This is a genomic window from Pseudomonas peli, assembly GCF_050563605.1.
GTDB lineage: Bacteria > Pseudomonadota > Gammaproteobacteria > Pseudomonadales > Pseudomonadaceae > Aquipseudomonas > Aquipseudomonas peli_A.
The window spans coordinates 75,591-96,997 of record NZ_JBNXUH010000016.1 but is presented as its reverse complement, the minus strand read 5'-3'; the positions used below and the strand labels follow the sequence as shown (position 1 = coordinate 96,997).

Annotated in this window: 23 protein-coding genes; 4 read left to right on the top strand and 19 right to left on the bottom strand. The window is 60.7% G+C overall.

The window, feature by feature from the left end:
* The first annotated feature begins 115 nt into the window (after nucleotides 1-115).
* On the top strand, nucleotides 116-838 hold the full coding sequence (locus tag ACQ4LH_RS17285; protein WP_430698349.1) for a TetR family transcriptional regulator: 723 nt from the start codon (nucleotides 116-118) through the stop codon (nucleotides 836-838).
* 107 nt (nucleotides 839-945) lie between these two features.
* Nucleotides 946-2,511 carry a cation:proton antiporter gene (locus ACQ4LH_RS17280; protein WP_430698348.1) on the top strand — a complete coding sequence of 522 codons (1,566 nt, stop codon included), beginning with the start codon at nucleotides 946-948 and terminating at the stop codon, nucleotides 2,509-2,511.
* Nucleotides 2,512-2,534: 23 nt separating this feature from the next.
* Here the strand turns inward: ACQ4LH_RS17280 and ACQ4LH_RS17275 are convergent, their stop codons facing one another.
* The 4 genes from ACQ4LH_RS17275 to fnr all read right to left on the bottom strand — a co-directional run bounded on the left by ACQ4LH_RS17275 (nucleotide 2,535) and on the right by fnr (nucleotide 5,894).
* The gene (locus ACQ4LH_RS17275) at nucleotides 2,535-3,362 is read right to left on the bottom strand and encodes a metal-dependent hydrolase (protein WP_430698347.1); all 828 of its coding nucleotides are present in this window, start codon (nucleotides 3,360-3,362) and stop codon (nucleotides 2,535-2,537) included.
* 310 nt (nucleotides 3,363-3,672) lie between these two features.
* Nucleotides 3,673-4,488, bottom strand: a complete 816-nt coding sequence (locus ACQ4LH_RS17270) for an ion transporter (RefSeq protein WP_430698346.1) — start codon at nucleotides 4,486-4,488, stop codon at nucleotides 3,673-3,675.
* Between the two features lie 97 nt (nucleotides 4,489-4,585).
* Nucleotides 4,586-5,134 (bottom strand): adenine phosphoribosyltransferase, encoded by a 549-nt coding sequence (locus ACQ4LH_RS17265; protein WP_090256132.1) that lies wholly within the window; start codon nucleotides 5,132-5,134, stop codon nucleotides 4,586-4,588.
* Nucleotides 5,135-5,159: 25 nt separating this feature from the next.
* On the bottom strand, nucleotides 5,160-5,894 hold the full coding sequence (gene fnr / locus ACQ4LH_RS17260) for a fumarate/nitrate reduction transcriptional regulator Fnr (RefSeq protein ID WP_090256133.1): 735 nt from the start codon (nucleotides 5,892-5,894) through the stop codon (nucleotides 5,160-5,162).
* A 153-nt stretch (nucleotides 5,895-6,047) separates the two neighbouring features.
* Here fnr and ACQ4LH_RS17255 point away from each other — a divergent pair, with 153 nt between their 5' ends.
* On the top strand, nucleotides 6,048-6,512 hold the full coding sequence (locus ACQ4LH_RS17255; RefSeq protein WP_430698345.1) for a hypothetical protein: 465 nt from the start codon (nucleotides 6,048-6,050) through the stop codon (nucleotides 6,510-6,512).
* A 27-nt stretch (nucleotides 6,513-6,539) separates the two neighbouring features.
* Here ACQ4LH_RS17255 and hemN read toward each other — a convergent pair whose 3' ends face one another.
* The 15 genes from hemN to ccoN (ACQ4LH_RS17180) form a co-directional block, all read right to left on the bottom strand.
* Nucleotides 6,540-7,922, bottom strand: a complete 1,383-nt coding sequence (gene hemN, locus ACQ4LH_RS17250; protein WP_430698344.1) for an oxygen-independent coproporphyrinogen III oxidase — start codon at nucleotides 7,920-7,922, stop codon at nucleotides 6,540-6,542.
* A gap of 91 nt (nucleotides 7,923-8,013) precedes the next feature.
* On the bottom strand, nucleotides 8,014-8,697 hold the full coding sequence (locus tag ACQ4LH_RS17245; protein WP_430698343.1) for a sulfite exporter TauE/SafE family protein: 684 nt from the start codon (nucleotides 8,695-8,697) through the stop codon (nucleotides 8,014-8,016).
* Complete coding sequence (gene ccoS, locus ACQ4LH_RS17240; RefSeq protein ID WP_430698342.1) at nucleotides 8,690-8,911, bottom strand: cbb3-type cytochrome oxidase assembly protein CcoS; 222 nt, start codon at nucleotides 8,909-8,911, stop codon at nucleotides 8,690-8,692. The genes ACQ4LH_RS17245 and ccoS overlap by 8 nt, the downstream gene beginning before the upstream one ends.
* 3 nt (nucleotides 8,912-8,914) lie before the next feature.
* Nucleotides 8,915-9,193, bottom strand: coding sequence for a hypothetical protein (locus ACQ4LH_RS17235; RefSeq protein WP_430698341.1), 279 nt, complete (start codon nucleotides 9,191-9,193; stop codon nucleotides 8,915-8,917).
* A gap of 38 nt (nucleotides 9,194-9,231) precedes the next feature.
* Nucleotides 9,232-11,640: a heavy metal translocating P-type ATPase gene (locus ACQ4LH_RS17230; RefSeq protein ID WP_430698340.1), complete on the bottom strand. Its 2,409-nt coding sequence runs from the start codon at nucleotides 11,638-11,640 to the stop codon at nucleotides 9,232-9,234.
* Nucleotides 11,641-11,648: 8 nt separating this feature from the next.
* On the bottom strand, nucleotides 11,649-12,161 hold the full coding sequence (locus ACQ4LH_RS17225; protein ID WP_430698339.1) for a FixH family protein: 513 nt from the start codon (nucleotides 12,159-12,161) through the stop codon (nucleotides 11,649-11,651).
* 12 nt (nucleotides 12,162-12,173) lie between these two features.
* Complete coding sequence (gene ccoG, locus ACQ4LH_RS17220; RefSeq protein ID WP_430698338.1) at nucleotides 12,174-13,586, bottom strand: cytochrome c oxidase accessory protein CcoG; 1,413 nt, start codon at nucleotides 13,584-13,586, stop codon at nucleotides 12,174-12,176.
* A gap of 136 nt (nucleotides 13,587-13,722) precedes the next feature.
* Nucleotides 13,723-14,712 carry a cytochrome-c oxidase, cbb3-type subunit III gene (gene ccoP, locus ACQ4LH_RS17215; protein WP_430698337.1) on the bottom strand — a complete coding sequence of 330 codons (990 nt, stop codon included), beginning with the start codon at nucleotides 14,710-14,712 and terminating at the stop codon, nucleotides 13,723-13,725.
* Nucleotides 14,709-14,894, bottom strand: a complete 186-nt coding sequence (locus ACQ4LH_RS17210) for a cbb3-type cytochrome oxidase subunit 3 (RefSeq protein WP_305589992.1) — start codon at nucleotides 14,892-14,894, stop codon at nucleotides 14,709-14,711. Before ACQ4LH_RS17210 ends, ccoP (ACQ4LH_RS17215) begins: the two co-directional genes overlap by 4 nt.
* A gap of 5 nt (nucleotides 14,895-14,899) precedes the next feature.
* On the bottom strand, nucleotides 14,900-15,508 hold the full coding sequence (gene ccoO, locus ACQ4LH_RS17205) for a cytochrome-c oxidase, cbb3-type subunit II (protein WP_305589994.1): 609 nt from the start codon (nucleotides 15,506-15,508) through the stop codon (nucleotides 14,900-14,902).
* On the bottom strand, nucleotides 15,508-16,950 hold the full coding sequence (gene ccoN, locus ACQ4LH_RS17200) for a cytochrome-c oxidase, cbb3-type subunit I (protein ID WP_430698336.1): 1,443 nt from the start codon (nucleotides 16,948-16,950) through the stop codon (nucleotides 15,508-15,510). Before ccoN (ACQ4LH_RS17200) ends, ccoO (ACQ4LH_RS17205) begins: the two co-directional genes overlap by 1 nt.
* 380 nt (nucleotides 16,951-17,330) lie before the next feature.
* Nucleotides 17,331-18,269: a cytochrome-c oxidase, cbb3-type subunit III gene (ccoP, locus tag ACQ4LH_RS17195; RefSeq protein ID WP_430698335.1), complete on the bottom strand. Its 939-nt coding sequence runs from the start codon at nucleotides 18,267-18,269 to the stop codon at nucleotides 17,331-17,333.
* A complete protein-coding gene (locus tag ACQ4LH_RS17190; protein WP_430698334.1) occupies nucleotides 18,266-18,451 on the bottom strand; it encodes a cbb3-type cytochrome oxidase subunit 3 in 186 nt (61 codons plus the stop codon). Before ACQ4LH_RS17190 ends, ccoP (ACQ4LH_RS17195) begins: the two co-directional genes overlap by 4 nt.
* Before the next feature lie 4 nt (nucleotides 18,452-18,455).
* Nucleotides 18,456-19,064 (bottom strand): cytochrome-c oxidase, cbb3-type subunit II, encoded by a 609-nt coding sequence (gene ccoO, locus ACQ4LH_RS17185; RefSeq protein ID WP_339414385.1) that lies wholly within the window; start codon nucleotides 19,062-19,064, stop codon nucleotides 18,456-18,458.
* Complete coding sequence (gene ccoN / locus ACQ4LH_RS17180; RefSeq protein WP_430698333.1) at nucleotides 19,064-20,515, bottom strand: cytochrome-c oxidase, cbb3-type subunit I; 1,452 nt, start codon at nucleotides 20,513-20,515, stop codon at nucleotides 19,064-19,066. The genes ccoO (ACQ4LH_RS17185) and ccoN (ACQ4LH_RS17180) overlap by 1 nt, the downstream gene beginning before the upstream one ends.
* A gap of 104 nt (nucleotides 20,516-20,619) precedes the next feature.
* Between ccoN (ACQ4LH_RS17180) and ACQ4LH_RS17175 the strand changes: the two genes are divergently transcribed.
* Nucleotides 20,620-21,300, top strand: coding sequence for an alpha/beta family hydrolase (locus ACQ4LH_RS17175; RefSeq protein WP_430698332.1), 681 nt, complete (start codon nucleotides 20,620-20,622; stop codon nucleotides 21,298-21,300).
* The last annotated feature ends 107 nt before the right edge of the window (nucleotides 21,301-21,407 follow it).

Here is a 21,407-nt window from a genome sequence, read left to right as displayed (position 1 = left end):
GGCCAAGCTCCTGTTATGTTTATTGCTGGCGTATACAGCTGTATACCAAGGTAGACAAATGTATACTCGCCAGCAAGTGCCATTCTCACAAGCCAACTTTTAGGTAGGGTTCGTCATGCAGGCAGACGCCAGCGAGCAGCAGCCAGCCGCAGAAAAAGCCACCGAGGCCCCCGGCAAGACCCTGTTACTGGAGGCCGCGTTACGTCTCACCTCAACCAGCCGCAGCCTGAGTAATCTGGGCCTGCGTGAGTTGGCGCGTGAGGCGGGGCTAAACCCCAATACCTTCTATAGGCACTTCAAGGATGTCGATGACCTGGGGCTGACGGTGATCCGCCAGATCTCCACCCAGTTGCGTCAGCCGCTGCGTGACCTGCGCCGTGAGGCCGCCGAGCGCGCCGTGCAATCGCCCAGTAAAAGCGTGGCCTTGCTGTTTGGCATCGACCTGGATCGCGGCCGGCGGGTGTGCCATGAAACCGTGCAGCTGTTCTTCGACTTCGTCGCGCAGAATCCAGCGGCCTTCATCATCGGTGTGCGTGAGCTGCATGGTGCGTCTGCGGTGCTGCGCGCGGCGTTGCAGGAGGTCATGGATGAGTTTGGCGCGGACATGGCTGAGGACATCGTGGCCTTCAAACTGCTGCCGGGCATCGTCAATCCCAGTGTGGTGCTACAGGTGTCGAACCTGATCAGCCGCAACTTATTCCAGCTGTCGCTGGACTACATCGGCCAACCCGAGCGGCAAGCGGCGATCTGCGCGCTGGCCGAAGAGCAGATTGTCATGCTGTTTACCGGCGCTAGCGTGTTGCAAAGCCTGGGGCAGTTGAAGTTGCCCGTTGAGTAAATACGGCCGCAACTGAGGCGAATCAATGCGGCGCCATCTACGGGCGTTATGCTAAGCCGGCATAGTGCTACCGTGCAGCTCCCACGCTTGCCCCATTAAGGATCCTTATGATCGAAGCCACCTGGATTGCCTTTGCCTTTTTCATGGGGCTGGTGGCGCGGGGTATTGGTCTGCCGCCGCTGGTGGGCTACCTGGGGGCTGGCTTTGCCCTGGCCGGTTTCGGCGAGCACATTGGGGTTGGCCCGCGTGACAGCGCGGCGTTGGATCACATCGCTCACCTGGGCGTGCTGTTGCTGCTGTTTACCGTGGGCCTCAAGCTGAAAATCGGCAATCTGCTGCGGCGCGAGGTGATCGGCGGCGGCCTGCTGCATTTCGCTATTTCCAGCCTGATCTTCCTCCCGGCGATTCTGTTGCTGCTGGAGCTGCCCTGGCAGCAGGGGCTGCTGTTGGCCATTGCGCTGTCGTTTTCCAGCACGGTGCTGGCGGCCAAGGTGCTGGAGAGCAAGCGCGAGCTGCGCGCCTTCCACGGGCGGGTCGCGATTGGCGTGTTGATCATCCAGGACCTGATCGCCTTGGTGGTGATGAGCCTGGCCAGCGGCAAGGTGCCTTCGGCCTGGGCGCTGCTGCTGTTCGGTTTGCCACTGCTGCGCCCGTTGCTGTTTAAGCTGCTCGATGCCAGCGGCCACGAGGAGTTGATGGTGCTGCTCGGCCTGTTGCTGGCGCTGGTGCTGGGCGGTTACGGCTTCGAGCAACTGGGTCTGAGTTCCGAGCTGGGCGCGTTGGCCTTCGGTGCCATGCTGGCCAAACACAAGCGCGCCACCGAGCTGGCCAACTCGCTGTGGGGCATCAAGGAAATCTTTCTGGTCGGCTTCTTTCTACAGATCGGCATTGGCGGGCTACCGGATGCCGATGCCTTAAAGTTCGCCCTGGTCATGGCGCTGCTGCTGCCGCTCAAGGGCGTGTTGTTCTTCTTCCTCTTCCTGCTGTTCCGCTTGCGCGCGCGCAGCGCCTTTCTTAGCAGCGTAACCCTGACCAACTACAGCGAGTTCGGCCTGATCATGGCCAGCGTGGTGCTGCCGGAGTGGATGATTCCCCTGGCGATTACCGTCGCGCTGTCCTTTGTGATTTCCGCGCCGCTCAACCGGGTTGTCCACCCATTATACGAACGCTTGGCGACGCGCCTGATTGCCCTGGAACGCAATATCCGTCATCCCGATGAGCAGCCGGTTTCGTTGGGGCTTTCCCAGGTACTGGTGATGGGCATGGGGCGCACCGGGCGTGCGGCCTATGACTACTTGCGGGAGAAGGGCTATCAGGTGGTGGGCCTGGATTCCGACCCGGTGGTGATCGAGCAGAGTAACCAGGCGGGGCGTAGCGTGCTGTTCGCCGACGGCGAAGACCCGATGTTCTGGCAGCACCTGCAGATGCCTAATATCGACGCGGTGATCCTTGCGCTGAATGACGAAGAGGCCAAGGTGATTGCCACGCAGAAGTTGCGTGAGCGCGGTTTTAACGGTTTGGTGGTGTCCCATGCGCTGTACGAGGATATCGCCATGCGTATCCAGCAGGCCGGGGCCGACCGTACTTACCTGACCATGAGCGAGGCGGGTGCCGGTCTGGCCGAGCATGTGTTGCGCACGCTGAAAAGCCGTGCCGAGGCTGACGCGGATTAGCGCTCAGCCTCGGTGAGCTGGGTTTAGTTGAAGCCCAGACGCTGGCGCCAGCGCTGTTCCAGTGCCTTGCTGTCGTGGTCCAGCGGGTGGAAGCCGGGGCGGTAGTAATCCAGGTACGGCAGGAGCAGTTTGGTCAGGAAGCCGTTGCGTGGGCCGAACAGGGTTTTCAGGCCCTTGCCCCAGCTGCGCCAGTTGAACAGTTGGCCGTCCTTGCGCAGCAGGTGCAGCTGGAACCAGCCGATCACGCCGAAGAAGATCACCGTGGAAATCGCCATCATGCCGACGCGAGTGAAATAGCCGCCGTAGACCTTCTGGTACACGTCGTAGCAGACCGCCTTGTGCTCGTTCTCTTCAATCGCATGCCACATCCACAGCTGATACAGCTTGGGGTCGTTCATCTGGGTGGTTAGGTCTTCGCGCTGCAGCAGTTGCTCGGCCATGGTCGCGGTGAAGTGCTCCAAGGCGCAGGTGGCGGCCAGGCGCTGCTTCTTGGTGGTGATCTTGGTCACCCACTCGAGCAGCACCTTGATGCGCAGCTCCAGCAGCTCCAGATCGATATTGTGCTCGGCGGCGTAGTCGTTATAGGCCGCGTGTTCCTTGGAATGCATGGCTTCCTGGCCGATAAAGGCGCTGATGTCCTTCTTCAGCTGCGGCTCGGTGACCTGTTCGCGCACGGCGCGCACGCTGTCGACGAAGAACTTTTCGCCATAGGGAAACAGCGACGACAGGTTGTTCATGAAGTGGCTCATAAAGGGGTCGCCGGCAAACCAGAACTTCTGGCTTTCATCGAAGGTGAAGTCCATGCGACGTACGGGAAAGCTGGCGGTAGGGGTACTGGTTTTGGCTGTCATAAAGGGCGACTCCTCGGCATCTTGGTCGCGTTCGCGACCGCTCTTGTTATGGGGCTTGGGACGACAGGCTGGGCTGTCTTGGGCCGTGATTTATCTTTAGCCGAGGGCGTTTTAGGCGCGAGGTCATTCCTGGCCAGGGCGGCCGGAATTGCGCCAACTTATGGATAGTTGTCGGACAGTTCGTCAGGCTCAGGTCCGTCAAGGGCGCGAGCTAGCAGCGAGTGGGCTGGTCGGGGCGGGGTGCTTCGATACAGCCCTGCTGCGCCAGGAAGGCGCGGCAGGGCTGCTGGTTATCGATGTTTTAGGGAGCTCAGCGTTGCTGGCGCAGCTCGGCGACTTCCGTGCGCAGGGCGCGCAGTTCATCGAGCAGCAATTGCTCGGTCGGCGAAGGCGGCGCCAGTTTGGCTTCCTGTTCATGGGTGGTCTGCATAGCATTGACCACCACGGCGATAAACAGGTTGAGCATCATAAAGGTGGCAATCAGGATAAACGGCAGGAAATACATCCACGCCAGCGGGAAGGTTTCCATCACCGGGCGCACGATGCCCATCGACCAGCTTTCCAGGGTCATCACCTGGAACAAGGTATAGAGGCTGGCACCGAGGCTGCCGAACCATTCGGGGAAGGCCGCGCCGAACAGTTGCGTGGCCATTACCGCTGCCACGTAAAACACCAGACCGAGCAGCATGGCGATGCTGCTCATACCTGGCAGCGAAGATAACAGTGCTTCGACCACCCGGCGCATGTTCGGGTTGATCGAAATCAGCCGCAGCACCCGCAACACGCGCAGCGCACGCAGCACGGCGAATGGACCGCTGGACGGCACCAGAGCTACGCCCACCACCAGGCAGTCAAATACCGCCCACGGATCGCGCAGCAAGCCCAGGCCGCGGGCGACAAAGCGCAGCGCCAGCTCCAGGATAAATACCGCGAGAATCAGCTGATCCAGCGTCAGCAGCAATTCGCCCCACTCGGCCATTAGCCCAGGGTAAGTCTGGATGCCGAGAATTGCGGCGTTGAGGATGATCAGGGCGGTGACCAGGCGGGTGATGGCTGTGCTTTCCATCAGCGCGCCGAGGCGCAGACGCCAATGAGTGGATGGCGGGTTCATGGGTGTTTCGTTCATGGTCTGTGTGGTTCTTGTGTAAGCGGTGAGCGAATCAGTTCGCGAGGGACAGCCTGGCCCGGACATGCAACGCTGCCGTCAGGGCCGTGGAGCAGAGTTATTGATCGGTGAGGGCGAAGCTGGTCAGGGCAAAGGTGGGGATACCGCTGTCCTGCAGTTTTTGCGAACCGCCCAGTTCGGGCAGATCGATGATCGCGGCGGCTTCGATGATGCTCGCACCCATGCGCCGTACCAGTTGTGCGGCGGCCAGCAGGGTGCCGCCAGTGGCGATCAGGTCATCGAAAATCAGCACCTTGTCGCCTTCGCAGAGGCTGTCGGCATGGACTTCCAGTTTGGCTTCGCCGTACTCGGTCTGGTAGCTCTCGCTGAGCACGTCGGCGGGCAGCTTGCCTTGCTTGCGGAACAGGATCAGTGGTTTGTTCAGCTCATAGGCGATGATCGAGCCGATCAGAAAACCGCGCGCATCCATGGCGCCGATATGGCTGAAATCCGCTTCGACGTAGCGCTGGATAAAGCTGTCGGCCACCATGCGCAGAGCACGTGGCGACTGAAACAGCGGGGTGATATCGCGAAAGATCACCCCCGGCTTGGGGAAGTCCAGCACCGGGCGGATCAGGGTTTTGATAGTGAATTCGTCGAAGATCATCGGCTAGGTCCTCAGGGCGGGTCGATCAGCCCTCGAGGTTACCGCCGGCCAGGGCGCACAACTCGATGGGATCGAGGATATGCACTTCCTTGCCTTCGGCTTCGAGCAGCTTGTTCTGTTGGAAGCGGGTAAATACCCGCGATACGGTCTCCACCGCAAGGCCCAAATAGTTACCAATTTCGTTGCGCGACATGGCCAGGCGGAATTGATTGGCCGAGAAGCCACGTGCACGGAAGCGTGCCGAGAGGTTGACCAGGAAGGTGGCGATGCGTTCATCGGCGGTTTTCTTCGAGAGCAACAGCATCATCTGCTGATCGTCGCGGATCTCCCGGCTCATGATGCGCATCAGCTGGCGGCGCAGTTGCGGCAGCTGCACCGACAGCTCGTCGAGGCGCTCGAAGGGGATTTCGCACACTGAGGTGGTTTCCAGAGCCATTGCTGACACCGGGTACGCGTCACTGTCCATGCCAGACAGACCGACCAGCTCGCTGGGCAGGTGGAAGCCGGTGATCTGTTCGTCGCCGCTGTCGCTCAGACTGAAGGTTTTCAGTGCACCGGAACGTACCGCGAACACCGAGTTGAAGGCATCGCCCTGGCGGAACAGGAATTCGCCCTTTTTCAGCGGGCGGCCGCGTTTGACGATTTCGTCGAGCGCGTCCATGTCTTCCAGGTTCAGGGACAGCGGCAGGCACAGACTCGCCAGGCTGCAATCCTTGCAATGGGCTTGGTGTGGGGTATGCAACTTGATGCTTTCGGACATCGCTGGTGATCCTGAGGGTAAACACACAATAGCCGTAAGGTTACAGCAGGGTGCAGGCTAGGGCCACTAGGGCGCAGTCTGATCGAATGTTCAAGTTTTATCCGGTGCGGCCGATAAACGAGGTTGCTTTCAATATCTGCAAGGAGCATTCGTATGCGTCTGGAATCGACTCAATTGAGCACCCGCATGAACCTTGCGCTGGAGCGTAAGAGCGCTGCGGCTGAGGGTGTTGCAGAGAGTGGCGAGGCGGATAAGCAGGCGTTTCGCGTCAGTCTGCGGGTAAGTCTGTCAGAGCAGGGAAAGGCTCGCTCTGCTGCGGCACAGAAGAACCGCGATATTGATGAGAGCAGCCTGCCGGATGTGGTCAAGGATCTGCTCAAGAGAATCCGCGAGCTCAAGGCGCAGATCGAAGCGAAGAGAAACGAGCTGAAAGAGGTCATGCAGGACCAGAGCCTCGATCCCGAGGCCAAACGCATAAAGATCGAGACGCTGCAGGGCGAGCTGGCCTCGCTGCAGGGCGCGTTGAGCAGCGCCAACGCGACGCTGATCAAGACCCTGCGTGAGCAGGACCTCAGTGATCAGCAGATGCAGGAAGTGGCCAGCCTGGTCATGAAATAACCCCCGGCTTTTTCGGTCCGCTGGCTGCTATATCACCCGGGAAAAACGCTGCTGGTTTAGCTCGCTAAGGTAGCGATCAAACAGCATGCACAGCGAGCGCACCAGCAGGCGGCCCGCTGGCCGTACCTCGATGCCCTGGGCATTCAGCTCGATCAACCCATCACTGGCCATCTGCTGCAGCTGCGGCCAGACCTCGGCGAAGTAATTGCGAAAGTCGATGGCGTAGGCCTGCTCGATATCGGCAAAGCGCAGCTGAAAATGACAGATCAGCTGTTGAATCACCGCCCGGCGCACGCGGTCGTCGGCATCGCAGTGCAGGCCGCGCAGGGTGGCCAGTTCGCTGTGGCCAAGGCTGTCCTGGTATTTGCTCAGGTCGCTGTTGTTCTGGCAGTAAAGTTCGCCAATCTGGCTGATCGATGAAACACCCAGGCCAATCAGGTCGCAATGACCGTGGGTGGTGTAGCCCTGGAAGTTGCGTTGCAGGCTGCCATCTTCCTGGGCGCTGGCCAGTTCGTCGTCGGGCAGGGCGAAGTGATCCATGCCGATATAGCGGTAACCGGCGGCGCTCAGTTGCTCAATGCTGGCCTGCAGCATGGCCAGCTTGTCGCCAGGACTCGGCAGTTCACTGGTGTTGATCCGCCGCTGCGGCATAAAGCGCTCCGGCAGGTGCGCATAGTTGAACAGCGACAGGCGATCAGGTTGCAGGGCAATCACTTCGGCCACGGTACGGGCGAAGCGCTCCGGTGTTTGCAGCGGCAGGCCGTAGATCAGGTCGATGTTCACCGAGCGGAACTGCAGGGTGCGCGCGGCTTCGACGATGGCGCGGGTTTCCTCCAGGGTCTGCAAACGATTGACCGCGCGCTGTACGGCAGGGTCGAGGTCTTGCACGCCCAGGCTGACGCGGTTGAAACCCAGTTCACGGAGCAGGCCCATGGTCGACCAATCGGCTTCGCGCGGGTCGATCTCGATGCTGTAGTCGCCGCTGTCGTCATCCAGCAGGTTGAAGTGCTGGCGCAGGTGTCCCATCAGGTGGCGCAGTTCATCGTGACTGAGAAAGGTCGGCGTGCCGCCGCCGAAGTGCAGCTGCTCGACTTTCTGCTGTGGGTCGAGGTGACGGCTGATGATCTCGATTTCGCGTTCGAGTTTTTCCAGATAGGGCTGGGCGCGGCCGCGATCCTTAGTGATTACCTTGTTGCAGGCGCAGTAGTAGCAAATGTGCGCACAGAACGGGATGTGCACATACAGCGACAGCGGGCGCAGCGCTTTGCGGCTGTCACGCAGGGCGTGCAGCAGGTCGAACTGGCTGATGCGCTCATGGAACTGCACAGCCGTCGGATAGGATGTATAGCGCGGGCCTGCTTGGTCGTAGCGGCGGATTAGCGAGCTGTCCCACTGGATGGCGTTGAGCATGCGGGTATTCCCGGTTTGGCTTTCAATACCGGGCAGTCTATGAGCGGTGCGCCTGAGGTGTTTTGACTTGTATCAAGCGCCCGCTGATCGCTTAGTGGCCCATCAGCCAGTGCTGGTGCGGTCCAGGCAGGGTCCAGAGACCAAAAAGGATTACCAGAATGCCGCCGGCCATACGCACGCCCTGCTTGCGCAGTAGGGCGGTCAGACGTTCGGCGGCCATGCCGGTGGCCAGCAGCACCGGCAGGGTGCCGAGACCAAAGGCAAACATCAGGGCAGCGCTGTCGATTGCATTACCTTGGCTGGCGGTCCACAGCAGGGTGCTGTAGACCAGGCCGCAGGGCAGCCAACCCCACAGGCTGCCGAGTATCAACGCGCGCGGCAGGCTGGTGACCGGCATAAAGCGTCGGGTTAGCGGTTGGATATAGCGCCAGAGGCCTCGACCGAGGGCTTCGATCCGGGTCAGGCCACTCCACCAGCCGGCGAGATACAGCCCCATGGCGATCAGCAGCAACGCCGCAATCACCCGCAGGCCCATGACCAAAGGGCTATTGGCTAATGCCCAGCCCGCCAGGCCAAGCAGCAGGCCGGCCAGGCTGTAACTGAAGATGCGTCCCAGGTTGTAGGCCAGCAGTAGCTGAAAGCGTTGTGCGCGCTGCTCGGGTGGGATGGCCAGGGTCAGCGCGCCCATCAGGCCGCCGCACATGCCCAGGCAGTGGCCGCCACCGAGCAGCCCGAGGATCAGCGCTGAAACCAGCAGCGGCAGTAGCTCAAGCACCGGGCTTGTCCTGCTGCGAGTCTTTGGGCTGGTCTTGTTGCTGCTGCTGGCTTACGGCTGCGGTGTGCTTGGGGTCTTCATCGTCGAACAGGATGCTGTGGGCCGGGCCGTCGAGGTCGTCGTACTGACCGCTGTCCACCGCCCAGAAGAACAGCCAGATGGCAAAGCCCACCAGGGCAATGGCGACCGGGATCAGGATATAGAGGGCGGGCATGGCTTAGTGGCTCCGGCGCAAGAGTTGCCGCAGATCGAGACTGGCAACTGGGAAGAGTCTGTCAGGGCTGCGGCCGGTCAGCGCTACGAAGGCAAACAGAGCATTAAGGAAAAGTATGATCAGGGTATCCGGCAGACTGTCAGTAAACAGGCTGCTGAGTGTGGTCTGCTGACGGATCAACGCGGTGGCAAAGTGGTAGGCCATAAACAGCTGCAGGCTTAACAGCATTACGGCTAATAAGCGCACCCACCAGGCAATCTTGCCAGTCACGTTGTTTCGCATAAGACCTCGCCGAGCGTTTTAGTGGGCTGTTTGACAGCTTACTGCCGGGACAGGCGAGTCAGACGCAGCGCGTTGACCACCACCACCAGTGAGCTGACTGACATACCCAGCGCGGCCCAGATCGGAGTGATCCAGCCAAGGGCGGCGAAGGGCAGTACCAGGCCATTGTACAGGCTGGCCCAGGCAAGGTTCTCGATGATGATGTGGCGGGTTCGTTGCGCCATGTGTAGAGCTTGCACCAGGCTGCTCAGACGGTTGGATAGGAGCACGGCATCAGCGCTGGTTTTGGCCAGGTCGGTGGCGCTGCCCATGGCTACGCTGATGTCGGCGGCGGCTAACACGGGCACATCGTTAACCCCGTCACCCAGCATCAGTACCCGACGGCCTTGGCTGTGCAGCTGCTTCAATACCTCCAGCTTGGCATCTGGCGTGAGACCACCACGGGCATCTGTGATACCCAGCTGGCGTGCCACTTCGCCGACCATGGGCGAGCTGTCGCCGGACAGCAGCATGATCTGCCAGCCCTTGGTTATGGCCATGTCGATCAGTTGCGGCGCATCTTCGCGCAGGCGGTCATTCAATACAAACCAGGCCAACGGCCCTTGCTCATCACCCAGCAGCAGCCACTGGCCATGCTCACTGGCAATCTCTGGCACGGGCTGAGCACTCAACGCACAGACGAAACTGGCTTCGCCAATACGCAGTACTCGGTTGCCAACCCGTCCTTGCAGGCCCAGGCCCGGATGGCTGTCGACTGCTTCGGCGGCTTCTGGTGCCTGGCCGAAGGCGCGGGCGATTGGATGTTCAGAGCGGTTTTCCAGCGCGGCGGCCAATGCGAGGCAGCTGTCAGCATCCAGTTCGCGTAGAGGGTGAATGGCACCAAGGGTCAGGCGACCTTCGGTGAGGGTGCCGGTCTTGTCCAGCACCAGGGTGTCAATCTGATTGAGCCCTTCGAGTACATGGCCGCGGGTCAGCAGCATGCCCAGTTTGTGCAGAGAACCCGTGGCGGCGGTTAGTGCTGTTGGCGTGGCCAGGGCGAGCGCGCAAGGGCAGGTGGCGACCAGCAAGGAAAGCACGATCCAGAACGCGCGTGACGGGTCGAGTTGCCACCAAACCAGACCGACGATGGCGGCTACCACCAGAACGATCAGCAGGAACCACTGCGCAACATTGTCGGCCAATACCGCTAGGCGTGGTTTGTCGCTCTGCGCGCGCTCCAGCAGGCGGACGATAGCCGACAGGCGCGTAGCATCACCAAGCGCCTGCACTTCAATCTGCAGCGGGCCTTCGACGTTAAGGGTGCCCGCCGTGACGCTGTCGCCCGTGTTACGCGGTTGCGGCAGGTATTCACCGGTCAGCAACGATTCATCCACGCTCGACTGGCCCTGAATAATGCGCCCATCAGCGGGCAGCAGGGCGCCGGGGGGGACCAGCACCTGATCGCCGACGTGGAGCTCGCTCAGCAGAATTCGCTGGCTCTGGCCTTCGGCGTCCAAGCGCAGGCAGGAGGCTGGCAGCAGGTTGACCAGCTGAGCGGTGGCGGCTGCTGTGCGCTCACGGGCGCGGCGTTCCAGGTAGCGGCCTGCCAGGAGGAATAGGGCGAACATGCCCACTGCGTCGAAATACAGTTCACCCTGGCCCGTCACCGTTGACCAGATACCGGCGATATATGCACCGCCAATCGCCAGGGATACCGACACATCCATGGTCAGGTGGCGGGTGCGTAAGTCACGCAGCGCCCCCCTGAAGAATTGCCCGCAGCAGTAGAAGACTATCGGCGTGGTGAGAAACAGGCTGACCCAACGCAGGATCTTGTCCAGCTCGGGGCTGAGGTCGATGTTGAATTCCGGCCAGGTGGCCATGGTTGCCATCATCACCTGCATCCACAGCATGCCGGCCACGCCCAGTTCACGCATGGCGCGGCGGTTCTCGCGCTGCAGCTGTTCAGCGGCGGCATCGGCATGCCAGGGGTGAGCGGCGTAGCCGATCTTGCGCAGCGTTTTGAGCAGGCTGCTGAGCGGCAGTTGACTGTCGGCCCAGCGCACCTGCAATCGGTGGTTGGATAAGTTGAGCCGCGCTTCGCTAACACCCGGCAGGCTGCGCAGGTGTTTCTCGATCAGCCAGCCACAAGCGGCGCAACTGATCCCTTCGATCAGCAGGCAGGTTTCGCTGAGTTCGCCATCGTGCTCGACAAAGGGTTGTTGCACGTCGCGGCGGTCATACAGCGCCAATTCATCCGGTAACGCCTGAGGCAGGCTTTGCGGATTGGCGGCGCTTTCGCTGCGGTGTTTGTAATAGTGTTCCAGGCCGCCGCCGACAATAGCTTCGGCCACTGCCTGACAGCCCGGGCAGCACATCTCGCGGGTTGCGCCCAGTACCTGGGCCTGGAAACGGCTGCCGGCGGGTACCGGCAGGCCACAGTGGTAGCAAAGAGTCGGGCTGGCCATCGGTGCGCTTATTGAGCATCCCCGAGGAGGATTTTCTGCCCGCTTTGCACGTTTTCTTCTTCAAACAGGCGCCAGTCCTTGCCGCCTTCCTGGCCGATCAGCTCGACAAAACGGCGGCCCTTGACCGCGTCGATCATCTGCCCGCTGTAGCTGCCATCGGCCTGTGGTTGCAGGATCACCCGGCGATCGCGCTCGGGTTGGGTCGGCGAGATCAGGTTAAGCACCAGCTGCTGCGGACGGCTGTTGCCGTTCAGCTGCAAGGTGGCGGTGCCGTTGTCATCGTTGAGCAGCAGGCTGGCGTGCAGCTTGAGGCGAATGGCGTGATTTTCTCGCTCCAGGGACTGGTTGATGCCTTTGCCGACGTCGTAATAGTCATCGGAGATCAGCCCCGGTGGGTTCTTCGTGGCGATGGTCAGCAGAGTTAGCCCCTGGACCACTGAATAGGCCAGCAGGCCAATCAGGAACCAGGGCCAGAATTGCTTGTACCAGGGCTTGATGATCTCGGGGCTTTGCTCTGTCATGGTCTTCTCTGTTCAGCGCACGCTGGGGCCGATAAAGCGGCTGGCTGCGTCGGTTTTGATGCTTAGGTCATCCGCCGAGTGCAGGCGGAAGGTAATTTCATTGGTGCTCGAAGGCAGTTTTTCCGGGTCGATCGACAGCTCGACAGGCAGTGACAGTACCTCGCCAGCGATTGCCTTGATCTCGCGCTTGCCTTCGTACACCAGGCCGTCGAGGCCGTCAGCTTCGATCAGGTAAGTAACCTCGTGCTGGGCCTTGTTCATGATCTTCAGGGTGTAGACGTTCTCGATCCGGCCTTCTTCATTCTCGCGGTAGAGCACGCGGTCCTTGAGCACATCCAGCTCCACCAGCGACCGGTCGGCGATGGCCCAGGCGAACACGCAGAACATCGCTAGCAGGGCGATGGCGTAACCGATCAGGCGCGGCCGCACCAGGTGGGTCTTTTGTCCGGAAAGGTTGTGTTCGGTGGTGTAGCTGATCAGCCCTTTCGGGTAGTTCATCTTCTCCATGATGCTGTCGCAGGCATCGACGCAGGCGGCGCAGCCGATGCATTCGATCTGCAGACCGTCGCGGATGTCGATGCCGGTAGGGCAGACGTGCACGCACATCTTGCAGTCGATGCAGTCACCCAGGCCTTCGGCCTTGTAGTCCGCATCGCGCTTACGCGGGCCACGGTGTTCGCCGCGGCGTGGGTCGTAGGAAACGATCAGGGTGTCCTGGTCGAACATCACACTCTGGAAGCGCGCATAGGGGCACATGTAGATGCACACCTGCTCGCGCAGGTAGCCGGCGTTGCCGTAGGTGGCGAGGGTAAAGAAGCCGACCCAGAACAGCGCCCAACCGCCGGCTTGCAGGGTGAACAGCTCGGGGATCAGTTCGCGAATCGGCGTGAAGTAGCCGACGAAAGTTATCGCGGTGACCAGCGATACACCGACCCAGATGCCGTGCTTGGCCAGCTTGCGCAGGAATTTCTGCGTGGTCATCGGGCTCTTGTCGAGCTTCATGCGCTGGTTGCGATCACCTTCGGTGACCTTTTCCGCCCACATAAATACCCAGGTGAATACGCTCTGCGGGCAGGTGTAGCCACACCACACGCGGCCGGCGAACACGGTGATAAAGAACAGGCCGAAGGCGGCGATGATCAACAGCGCCGAGAGCAGGACGAAATCCTGCGGCCAGTAGGTGGAGCCGAAGATGTAGAACTTGCGCTCCGGCAGGTTCCACCAGACGGCCTGACGGCCATTCCAGGTCAACCATACGGTGCCGAAGTACAACAGAAAGAGGGCTGCGCCACCGAGCATGCGCAAGTTGCGGAAGATGCCGGTGAAGGAGCGGGTGTAGATTTTTTCGCGGTTGGCGTACAGGTCAACAACTTCGACCTTGGCCGGGGCAGGGGTGACGTCTTTAACTGGAATCTGTGCACTCATCAGTTCGTACCACGGCGGTTGATTGGCTGCCCTGGTCGATACGTGCCGGCCGGGGTCATACGGGCTCTTGCGCTATGGTACGCCTGACGATTGCCTGACAGGTGCGACCTGCGGTCGCGCCTGTCAGGCCGGAGAATCACTTCTCGATTTTTTCTTGCGACAGGCTGTACACGTAAGCCGCCAGCAGATGCACCTTATCGTTGCCCAGGAAGTCAGCCTGGGCTGGCATCTTGCCGTTACGGCCATAGCGCAAAGTTTGTTGTACCTGAGCAAAGCTGGAGCCGTAGAGCCAGGTTTTGTCAGTCAGGTTGGGTGCGCCCATGGCCTGTTGGCCCTTACCTTCAGCGCCATGACAGACTGCACAAGTAGTCGCGAAGATGTCTTGACCTGCGGCAAGGTCAACCTCGATACCTTCCGGGTTTTTCAAACCGGACAGGCTGCGGATGTAGCCAGCCACGTTACGGATACCTTCCTCACCGATCACCGGCAGCTGCGCAGGCATTACGCCCTGGCGGCCAGCCATGATGGTGGTTTTGATGGTTTCCGGTTCGCCGCCATGCAGCCAGTCGTTGTCGGTCAGGTTCGGGAAACCATATGCGCCTTTGGCGTCGGAGCCGTGGCAGACCGAGCAGTTGGAAGCAAACAGGCGGCCGCCCATTTTCAACGCTTGCTCGTCCTGGGCCACTTGTTCGATTGGCATGGCAGCATATTTGGCGAAGATCGGGCCGTATTGGCCTTCAGCTTTAGCCATTTCCTTTTCCCACTGGTGCACGCCGGTCCAGCCCGCATTGCGCTCTACGCCACCAGCGATTTCGATATTAGTGGCGAAGGGGGTTTTGGCCTCGGTGTCGAGGTAGTCGTAGCCTGGCAGCAGACCTTTCCAGTTACCCAGGCCCGGGTAGAGCACCAGGTAGCCAAGGGCGAAGATGATGGTGCCGACAAACAACATAAACCACCACTTGGGCAGCGGGTTGTCGAACTCTTCGATACCGTCGAAGGAATGGCCGACGGTTTCTTCGGTGGTTTCTTCGCGCTGGCCCTTACGGGTGCCGAAGATCAGCCAGGTCAGGGCAAAGATGGTGCCCAGAGACAGAATGGTTACGTACCAACTCCAGAACGTGGTCATTGGTTATTGCTCCTGGAAGATTGCTCGTCACGCTCAGTGGGTTTGGGATCATCGGCGAAGGGCAGGTTGGCGGCCTCGTCGAAGCTGGATTTACGCTTGCTGCTGTAGGCCCAGAGCACCACGCCAATAAAGGCGATGAACACCACTGCTGTGCCTATGCCGCGAATCATCCCGATATCCATGTGCGTTACCGTTTGTTCTTGATGGATGTGCCGAGAACCTGCAGGTACGCAACGATCGCGTCCATTTCGGTCTTGCCTTTTACTGCGTCCTTGGCCCCGGCGATGTCTTCATCGGTGTAGGGGATGCCAAAGCCACGCATGACTTCCATCTTCTTGGCGGTGTCCTTGCCGTCGAGCTTGTGCTCAACCAGCCAGGGGTATGCCGGCATCTTCGACTCAGGCACCACGTTGCGCGGGTTGTACAGGTGCGCACGTTGCCATTCATCCGAGTAACGACCGCCGACGCGGGCCAGGTCCGGACCGGTACGCTTGGAACCCCACAGGAACGGGTGGTCCCAGACGCTTTCACCGGCTACCGAGTAGTGGCCGTAACGTTCGGTTTCGGCGCGGAACGGACGAATCATCTGCGAGTGGCAGCCGACACAGCCGTTGGCGATGTACACATCGCGGCCTTCCAGTTCCAGCGCGGTGTAAGGCTTGAGGCCTTCCACCGGCTCGTTGGTAACGTCCTGGAAAAACAGCGGCACGATTTGAGTCAGGCCGCCGATGCTGACGGCCAGAACCATCAGCAGCGCCATCAGGCCAATATTCTTCTCAATGATTTCGTGTTTCATCAGTGCGCTACTCCGACTGGAATCTGTGCAGCCGCTTCGTATTCCGAAGCCTTGGCGGCACGCACGGTGCGGTAGGTGTTGTAAGCCATCAGCAGCATGCCGGCGACGAAGAAGGCGCCACCAATCATGCGCACCACGTAACCCGGGTGGCTGGCTTCCAGCGCTTCAACGAAGGAGTAGGTGAGGGTGCCGTCTTCGTTGACTGCACGCCACATCAGGCCCTGGGTGATGCCGTTGACCCACATCGAGGCGATGTACAGCACGGTACCGATAGTGGCCAGCCAGAAGTGCGCGTTGATCAGGCCAACGCTGTGCATCTGTGGGCGACCAAAGACTTTTGGCAGCAGGTGGTACAGCGCGCCGATGGAGATCATCGCTACCCAGCCGAGCGCGCCGGCGTGTACGTGGCCGATGGTCCAGTCGGTGTAGTGGGACAGGGCGTTGACGGTCTTGATCGCCATCATCGGACCTTCGAAGGTCGACATGCCGTAGAACGCCAGGGAGACGACCAGGAAACGCAGGATTGGGTCGGTGCGCAGCTTATGCCAGGCGCCCGATAGGCTCATCATGCCGTTGATCATGCCGCCCCAGCTTGGTGCCAGGAGGATGATCGACATCGCCATACCGAGGGACTGCGCCCAATCCGGCAGGGCGGTGTAGTGCAGGTGGTGCGGACCGGCCCAGATGTACAGGGTGATCAGCGCCCAGAAGTGCACGATGGACAGCCGGTAGGAGTAGATCGGACGCTCGGCCTGCTTGGGTACGAAGTAGTACATCATCCCCAGGAAGCCGGTGGTCAGGAAGAAGCCCACGGCGTTGTGGCCGTACCACCACTGGATCATCGCGTCAGTCGCACCGGCGTAGGCCGAGTAGGACTTGAACAGGCTGACCGGAACGGCCGCGCTGTTGACGATGTGCAGCATCGCGGTAACCAGAATGAAGGCACCGTAGAACCAGTTGCCGACATAGATGTGCTTGGTCTGGCGCTTGACGATAGTGCCGAAGAACACCACTGCATAGGCGACCCAGACGATACCCAGGAGGATATCGATTGGCCACTCCAGCTCAGCGTATTCCTTGGAACCGGTGAAACCCATTGGCAGGGTGATCACCGCAGCGACGATCACGGCTTGCCAACCCCAGAATACGAAGGCGGCAAGGCCATCGGAGATCAGGCGTACCTGGCTGGTGCGTTGCACCACATAGAACGAGGTTGCCATCAGCGCGCAGCCGCCGAAGGCGAAGATCACCGCGTTGGTGTGTAGCGGCCGCAGACGGCCGAAGCTCGTCCATTCCATGCCCAGGTTGAGTTCAGGCCACACCAGTTGCGCGGCGATGAAAACACCCAGGCTCATGCCAATGACTCCCCAAATCACCGTCATTACGGCGAACTGGCGAACCACCTTGTAGTTATAAGCAGTCGGACTGATTGCTGTGCTCATTATGGGTTCCACGGTTAATGGATTTTTTAGGGGCAAAAATCGGCGGCAAGTATGTAGAAAGCATGTGCTCATTGCAACGACACAAGCCGGCGCAATAAGGCTTTCAGGGCTGTTGGCAAGCATGCATGGCCGCTTATGCAGGGCATTACCGCGAGCATAAAACGCCTTTAATAGGCGTAGCGCAAAGATGGGAATCGCCTTGGAGTTATGACAGGTGGCGACTGTCGACAAGATTAGCTCAAGTCAAAGGTCGCGCATGCACTTGGTCGGAAGGGTGCGACCTTGGGTCGCATGGCTCGGACGGCTGTCCGGGCGCGGAAGAGGCTTGCTTGAGTGGCTGGCGACCTGGGGTCGCCAGCCGGTTGCTGCGTTTCTAGCGATTACTGTGCGGCGGCGTTCTGTTGTTTCTGGCTCAGGCTCAGGACATAAGCGGCCAGCAGATGCACCTTGTCGTTGCCCAGATACTGCTCTTGCGCCGGCATTTGGCCGTTGCGGCCGTGGCGGATGGTCTGCTGCAACTGCACCAGGCTGCTGCCGTAGATCCAGCCAGCGGGGCTGGTCAGGTCGGGCGCGCCGAGCATGGCCATACCTTTGCCTTCTGCGCCGTGGCAGGCTAGGCAGTTGGTGGCATAAATGGCGGCGCCTTTTTCCAGATCGACGCTCTTGTCGGCGGGCAGTGGCAGCCCGGCCAGATCCTTGCGCACGAAGGCTGCGACCTGTTGCACTCCGTCTTCACCAATGATCGCCGCCCAGGCCGGCATGGCGCCCATGCGACCATTGAGGATGCTGGTCTTGATCACATTAGGCTCGCCGCCCCAGCGCCAGTGGTTGTCGGTGAGGTTAGGGAAGCCCACTGCGCCCTTGGCGTCGGAGCCGTGGCAGACCGAGCAGTAGGTGGCAAACATGCGTCCGCCCATTTTCAGCGCCTGCTCGTCTTTGGCGACTTCTTCCAGGGGCATGGCCGCGTATTTGGCGAAGATCGGCCCATACAGCTCGTCCGCCTTGTCTACTTCACGCTGCCATTGCTTGACCTGGGTCCAGCCGTCTTCATAGCCCGGCAGTACGCCTTTCCAGTTGCCCAGGCCGGGGTACAGCGCCAGGTAGCCAATCGAGAAGACGATGGTGCCGATAAACAGCATGAACCACCACTTGGGCAGCGGGTTGTCATATTCCTCGATGCCGTCGAAGGAATGACCCATGGTCTGCTCGGTTGGGTTCTTGTGCACTTCGCTTTTACGGGTGGCGAAAATCAGCCAGAACAGGGCGAGCAGGGTGCCGACGGTCAGCACTGTGATGTACCAGCTCCAGAACGTGCTCATGGGGTGTTGCTCCTCGGTGCAGCCAGCTTGGGTTCATCGGCAAATGGCAGAAGGGCGGCCTCATCGAACGCCGTGCGGCGCTTGCCGCTGTAAGCCCACAGGGTGACGCAGACAAAGGACAGCAGAACCAGTGCCGTACCAATGCCGCGCAGGGTGCCGGTATCAATAAATTCGAATGACATGGCTCTACCTCTTGTTCTTCACGGCAATGCCGAGCACTTGCAGGTAGGCGACCATGGCATCCATCTCGCTCTTGCCTTTGACGGCAGCGGAGGCGCCGGCGATGTCTTCCTCGCTGTACGGCACGCCGAGAAAGCGCAGGGCCTGCATCTTCTTGGCGGTGTCCTGGCCATCCAGGGTGCTTTCCACCAGCCACGGATAGGCCGGCATCTTCGACTCCGGCACCACGTTGCGCGGGTTGTACAGGTGCGCGCGGTGCCATTCATCCGAGTAGCGGCCGCCGACGCGGGCCAGGTCCGGCCCGGTGCGCTTGGAGCCCCAGAGGAAGGGGTGGTCGTATACGCTTTCTCCGGCCACCGAATAGTGGCCGTAGCGCTCGGTTTCGGCGCGGAACGGGCGGATCATCTGCGAATGGCAGCCGACGCAGCCTTCACGGATATAGATGTCACGGCCTTCCAGTTGCAGCGCGGTGTAGGGCTTGAGGCCGGCCACCGGCTCATTGGTAACGTCCTGAAAGAACAGCGGGACGATCTGCGTCAGGCCGCCGATGCTCACGGCCAGCACCATCATTAGCGCCATCAGGCCGATGTTCTTCTCGAGTATTTCGTGTCTCATCAGTGGGCTCCCTCAAGCGAAAACTGCGCGGCGGCGTCCATCTCAGCAGCCTTGGTGTGACGCACGGTCTGCCAGACGTTCCAGGCCATCACCAGCATGCCGGCGAAGAAGATCGCGCCGCCGATTACCCGCACCACAAAGCCGGGGTGGCTGGCTTCCAGCGCTTCGACGAAGGAGTAGGTGAGCGTGCCGTCTTCGTTGACTGCGCGCCACATCAGGCCCTGGGCGATGCCGTTGACCCACATCGAGGCGATGTAGAGCACGGTGCCGATGGTGGCGAGCCAGAAGTGCACGTTGATCAGGGCGATGCTGTGCATTTCGTCGCGGCCGAAGACTTTCGGCAGCATGTGATAGAGCGAGCCGATGGACACCATGGCAACCCAGCCGAGCGCGCCGGCATGCACGTGGCCGATGGTCCAGTCGGTGTAGTGGGACAGGGCGTTGACGGTCTTGATCGCCATCATCGGACCTTCGAAGGTCGACATGCCGTAGAACGCCAGGGACACCACTAGGAAACGTAGGATCGGATCGGTGCGCAGCTTATGCCAGGCCCCGGAGAGGGTCATCATGCCGTTGATCATGCCGCCCCAGCTTGGCGCCAGCAGAATCAGCGACATCACCATGCCCAGGCTCTGCGCCCAATCCGGCAGCGCGGTGTAGTGCAAGTGGTGCGGGCCCGCCCAGATGTACACGGCGATCAGCGCCCAGAAGTGCACGATGGACAACCGGTAGGAGTAGACCGGGCGACCTGCCTGCTTGGGCACGAAGTAATACATCATCCCCAGAAAGCCCGCAGTGAGGAAAAAGCCCACGGCGTTGTGGCCGTACCACCACTGGATCATCGCGTCCGTTGCCCCGGCATAGGCCGAGTAGGACTTGGTCAGGGTGACCGGCACTTCCAGGTTGTTGACCAGGTGCAGCAGCGCCACGGTGAGGATAAATCCACCGAAGAACCAGTTGCCCACGTAGATATGGCTGACGTTACGCTTGATCACCGTGCCGAAAAACACGATGGCGTAGCTGACCCAGACAATGGTGATCAGAATGTCGATCGGCCATTCCAGCTCGGCGTATTCCTTGGAGCTGGTCCAGCCCATGGGCAAACTGATAGCCGCCAGGACGATCACCAGTTGCCAGCCCCAGAAGGTGAAGGCCGCGAGCTTGGGCGCGAACAGGGTGGCTTGCGAGGTGCGTTGCACCGCGTAATAGCTGGTGGCGAACAGCGCGCAGCCACCGAAGGCGAAGATCACCGCGTTGGTGTGTAGCGGGCGCAGACGGCCGAAGCTGGTCCACGGCAGGTTGAAGTTGAGCTCGGGCCAGGCCAGTTGCGCGGCGATAAACACGCCGAGCCCCATCCCGACAATGCCCCACACCACCGTCATGATGGCGAATTGGCGAACCACCTTGTAGTTGTAGGCGGAACTGGTTGCTGTGTTCCTGGTTATGTTCATTTCAGGGGCTTCCATCCACGGTTATAGACCGATCATCGAAAATCCATGGCTGCGCACCTGTACGATCAGCGTCGCAGTCCGAATGGTTTTTAAGCGAGGCAAGCATGAGCAAAGGGCGTGAGGCGGGTATTGACGGGGATCAATGCGCGCAGTGGCAGGGTGATGGCAGTTGGTTGTGGGATCGCCCGCTTGGCGAGGCGCGCGCTACCTTGATTCTGGCCCACGGCGCCGGTGCGCCGATGGACAGCGAGTTCATGCAAACCATGGCGCAAAGCCTTGCCGCGCGTGGGATTGCCGTACTGCGCTTCGAGTTCGCCTATATGGCCGCGCGTCGTCTGGACGGCAAAAAACGCCCACCCAACCCCCAGGCCAAACTGCTTGAACAGTGGCGCGAGGTCTATGCGCAGGTGCGCCAACAGGTCGCAGGGCCGTTGGCCATCGGCGGCAAGTCCATGGGCGGGCGCATGGCCAGTCTATTGGCCGATGAATTGGGCGCCGATGCGCTGGTGTGCCTGGGTTATCCCTTCTACGCCGTCGGCAAGCCGGAAAAGCCACGGGTCGTGCACCTGGCCGAGCTGCGCACGCCAACGCTGATTATCCAGGGGGAGCGCGACGCCTTGGGGGATAGGCAGGCGGTGGCGGGTTACGCACTGTCTGAGTCGATCAAGCTGCACTGGCTGACGGCGGGTGACCATGACCTAAAGCCGCTGAAAAGCTCAGGCTTCAGCCATCAGCAGCATATGCAAACGGCGGCCGATGCGATTGCGCAGTTCCTCTGCGCATAGTCGGCGAGGGCTGGCGTTTAGCGAATAAGTGTTATTCCTACTAAAACACTAGGACTTTGCCGGCGCTGGCGAGTGGCGTACACTGCGCGCATGTTTGCGAGGAGTTG

Excerpts from the sequence above, each read along its gene's own strand:
- ACQ4LH_RS17285 (WP_430698349.1), top strand. The coding sequence starts at position 116 with ATGCAGGCAGACGCCAGCGAGCAGCAGCCAGCCGCAGAAAAAGCCACC.
- ACQ4LH_RS17280 (WP_430698348.1), top strand. The coding sequence starts at position 946 with ATGATCGAAGCCACCTGGATTGCCTTTGCCTTTTTCATGGGGCTGGTG.
- ACQ4LH_RS17275 (WP_430698347.1), bottom strand. The coding sequence starts at position 3,362 with ATGACAGCCAAAACCAGTACCCCTACCGCCAGCTTTCCCGTACGTCGC.
- ACQ4LH_RS17270 (WP_430698346.1), bottom strand. The coding sequence starts at position 4,488 with ATGAACGAAACACCCATGAACCCGCCATCCACTCATTGGCGTCTGCGC.
- ACQ4LH_RS17265 (WP_090256132.1), bottom strand. The coding sequence starts at position 5,134 with ATGATCTTCGACGAATTCACTATCAAAACCCTGATCCGCCCGGTGCTG.
- fnr (WP_090256133.1), bottom strand. The coding sequence starts at position 5,894 with ATGTCCGAAAGCATCAAGTTGCATACCCCACACCAAGCCCATTGCAAG.
- ACQ4LH_RS17255 (WP_430698345.1), top strand. The coding sequence starts at position 6,048 with ATGCGTCTGGAATCGACTCAATTGAGCACCCGCATGAACCTTGCGCTG.
- hemN (WP_430698344.1), bottom strand. The coding sequence starts at position 7,922 with ATGCTCAACGCCATCCAGTGGGACAGCTCGCTAATCCGCCGCTACGAC.
- ccoS (WP_430698342.1), bottom strand. The coding sequence starts at position 8,911 with ATGCCCGCCCTCTATATCCTGATCCCGGTCGCCATTGCCCTGGTGGGC.
- ACQ4LH_RS17235 (WP_430698341.1), bottom strand. The coding sequence starts at position 9,193 with ATGCGAAACAACGTGACTGGCAAGATTGCCTGGTGGGTGCGCTTATTA.
- ACQ4LH_RS17230 (WP_430698340.1), bottom strand. The coding sequence starts at position 11,640 with ATGGCCAGCCCGACTCTTTGCTACCACTGTGGCCTGCCGGTACCCGCC.
- ACQ4LH_RS17225 (WP_430698339.1), bottom strand. The coding sequence starts at position 12,161 with ATGACAGAGCAAAGCCCCGAGATCATCAAGCCCTGGTACAAGCAATTC.
- ccoG (WP_430698338.1), bottom strand. The coding sequence starts at position 13,586 with ATGAGTGCACAGATTCCAGTTAAAGACGTCACCCCTGCCCCGGCCAAG.
- ccoP (WP_430698337.1), bottom strand. The coding sequence starts at position 14,712 with ATGACCACGTTCTGGAGTTGGTACGTAACCATTCTGTCTCTGGGCACC.
- ACQ4LH_RS17210 (WP_305589992.1), bottom strand. The coding sequence starts at position 14,894 with ATGGATATCGGGATGATTCGCGGCATAGGCACAGCAGTGGTGTTCATC.
- ccoO (WP_305589994.1), bottom strand. The coding sequence starts at position 15,508 with ATGAAACACGAAATCATTGAGAAGAATATTGGCCTGATGGCGCTGCTG.
- ccoN (WP_430698336.1), bottom strand. The coding sequence starts at position 16,950 with ATGAGCACAGCAATCAGTCCGACTGCTTATAACTACAAGGTGGTTCGC.
- ccoP (WP_430698335.1), bottom strand. The coding sequence starts at position 18,269 with ATGAGCACGTTCTGGAGCTGGTACATCACAGTGCTGACCGTCGGCACC.
- ACQ4LH_RS17190 (WP_430698334.1), bottom strand. The coding sequence starts at position 18,451 with ATGTCATTCGAATTTATTGATACCGGCACCCTGCGCGGCATTGGTACG.
- ccoO (WP_339414385.1), bottom strand. The coding sequence starts at position 19,064 with ATGAGACACGAAATACTCGAGAAGAACATCGGCCTGATGGCGCTAATG.
- ccoN (WP_430698333.1), bottom strand. The coding sequence starts at position 20,515 with ATGAACATAACCAGGAACACAGCAACCAGTTCCGCCTACAACTACAAG.
- ACQ4LH_RS17175 (WP_430698332.1), top strand. The coding sequence starts at position 20,620 with ATGAGCAAAGGGCGTGAGGCGGGTATTGACGGGGATCAATGCGCGCAG.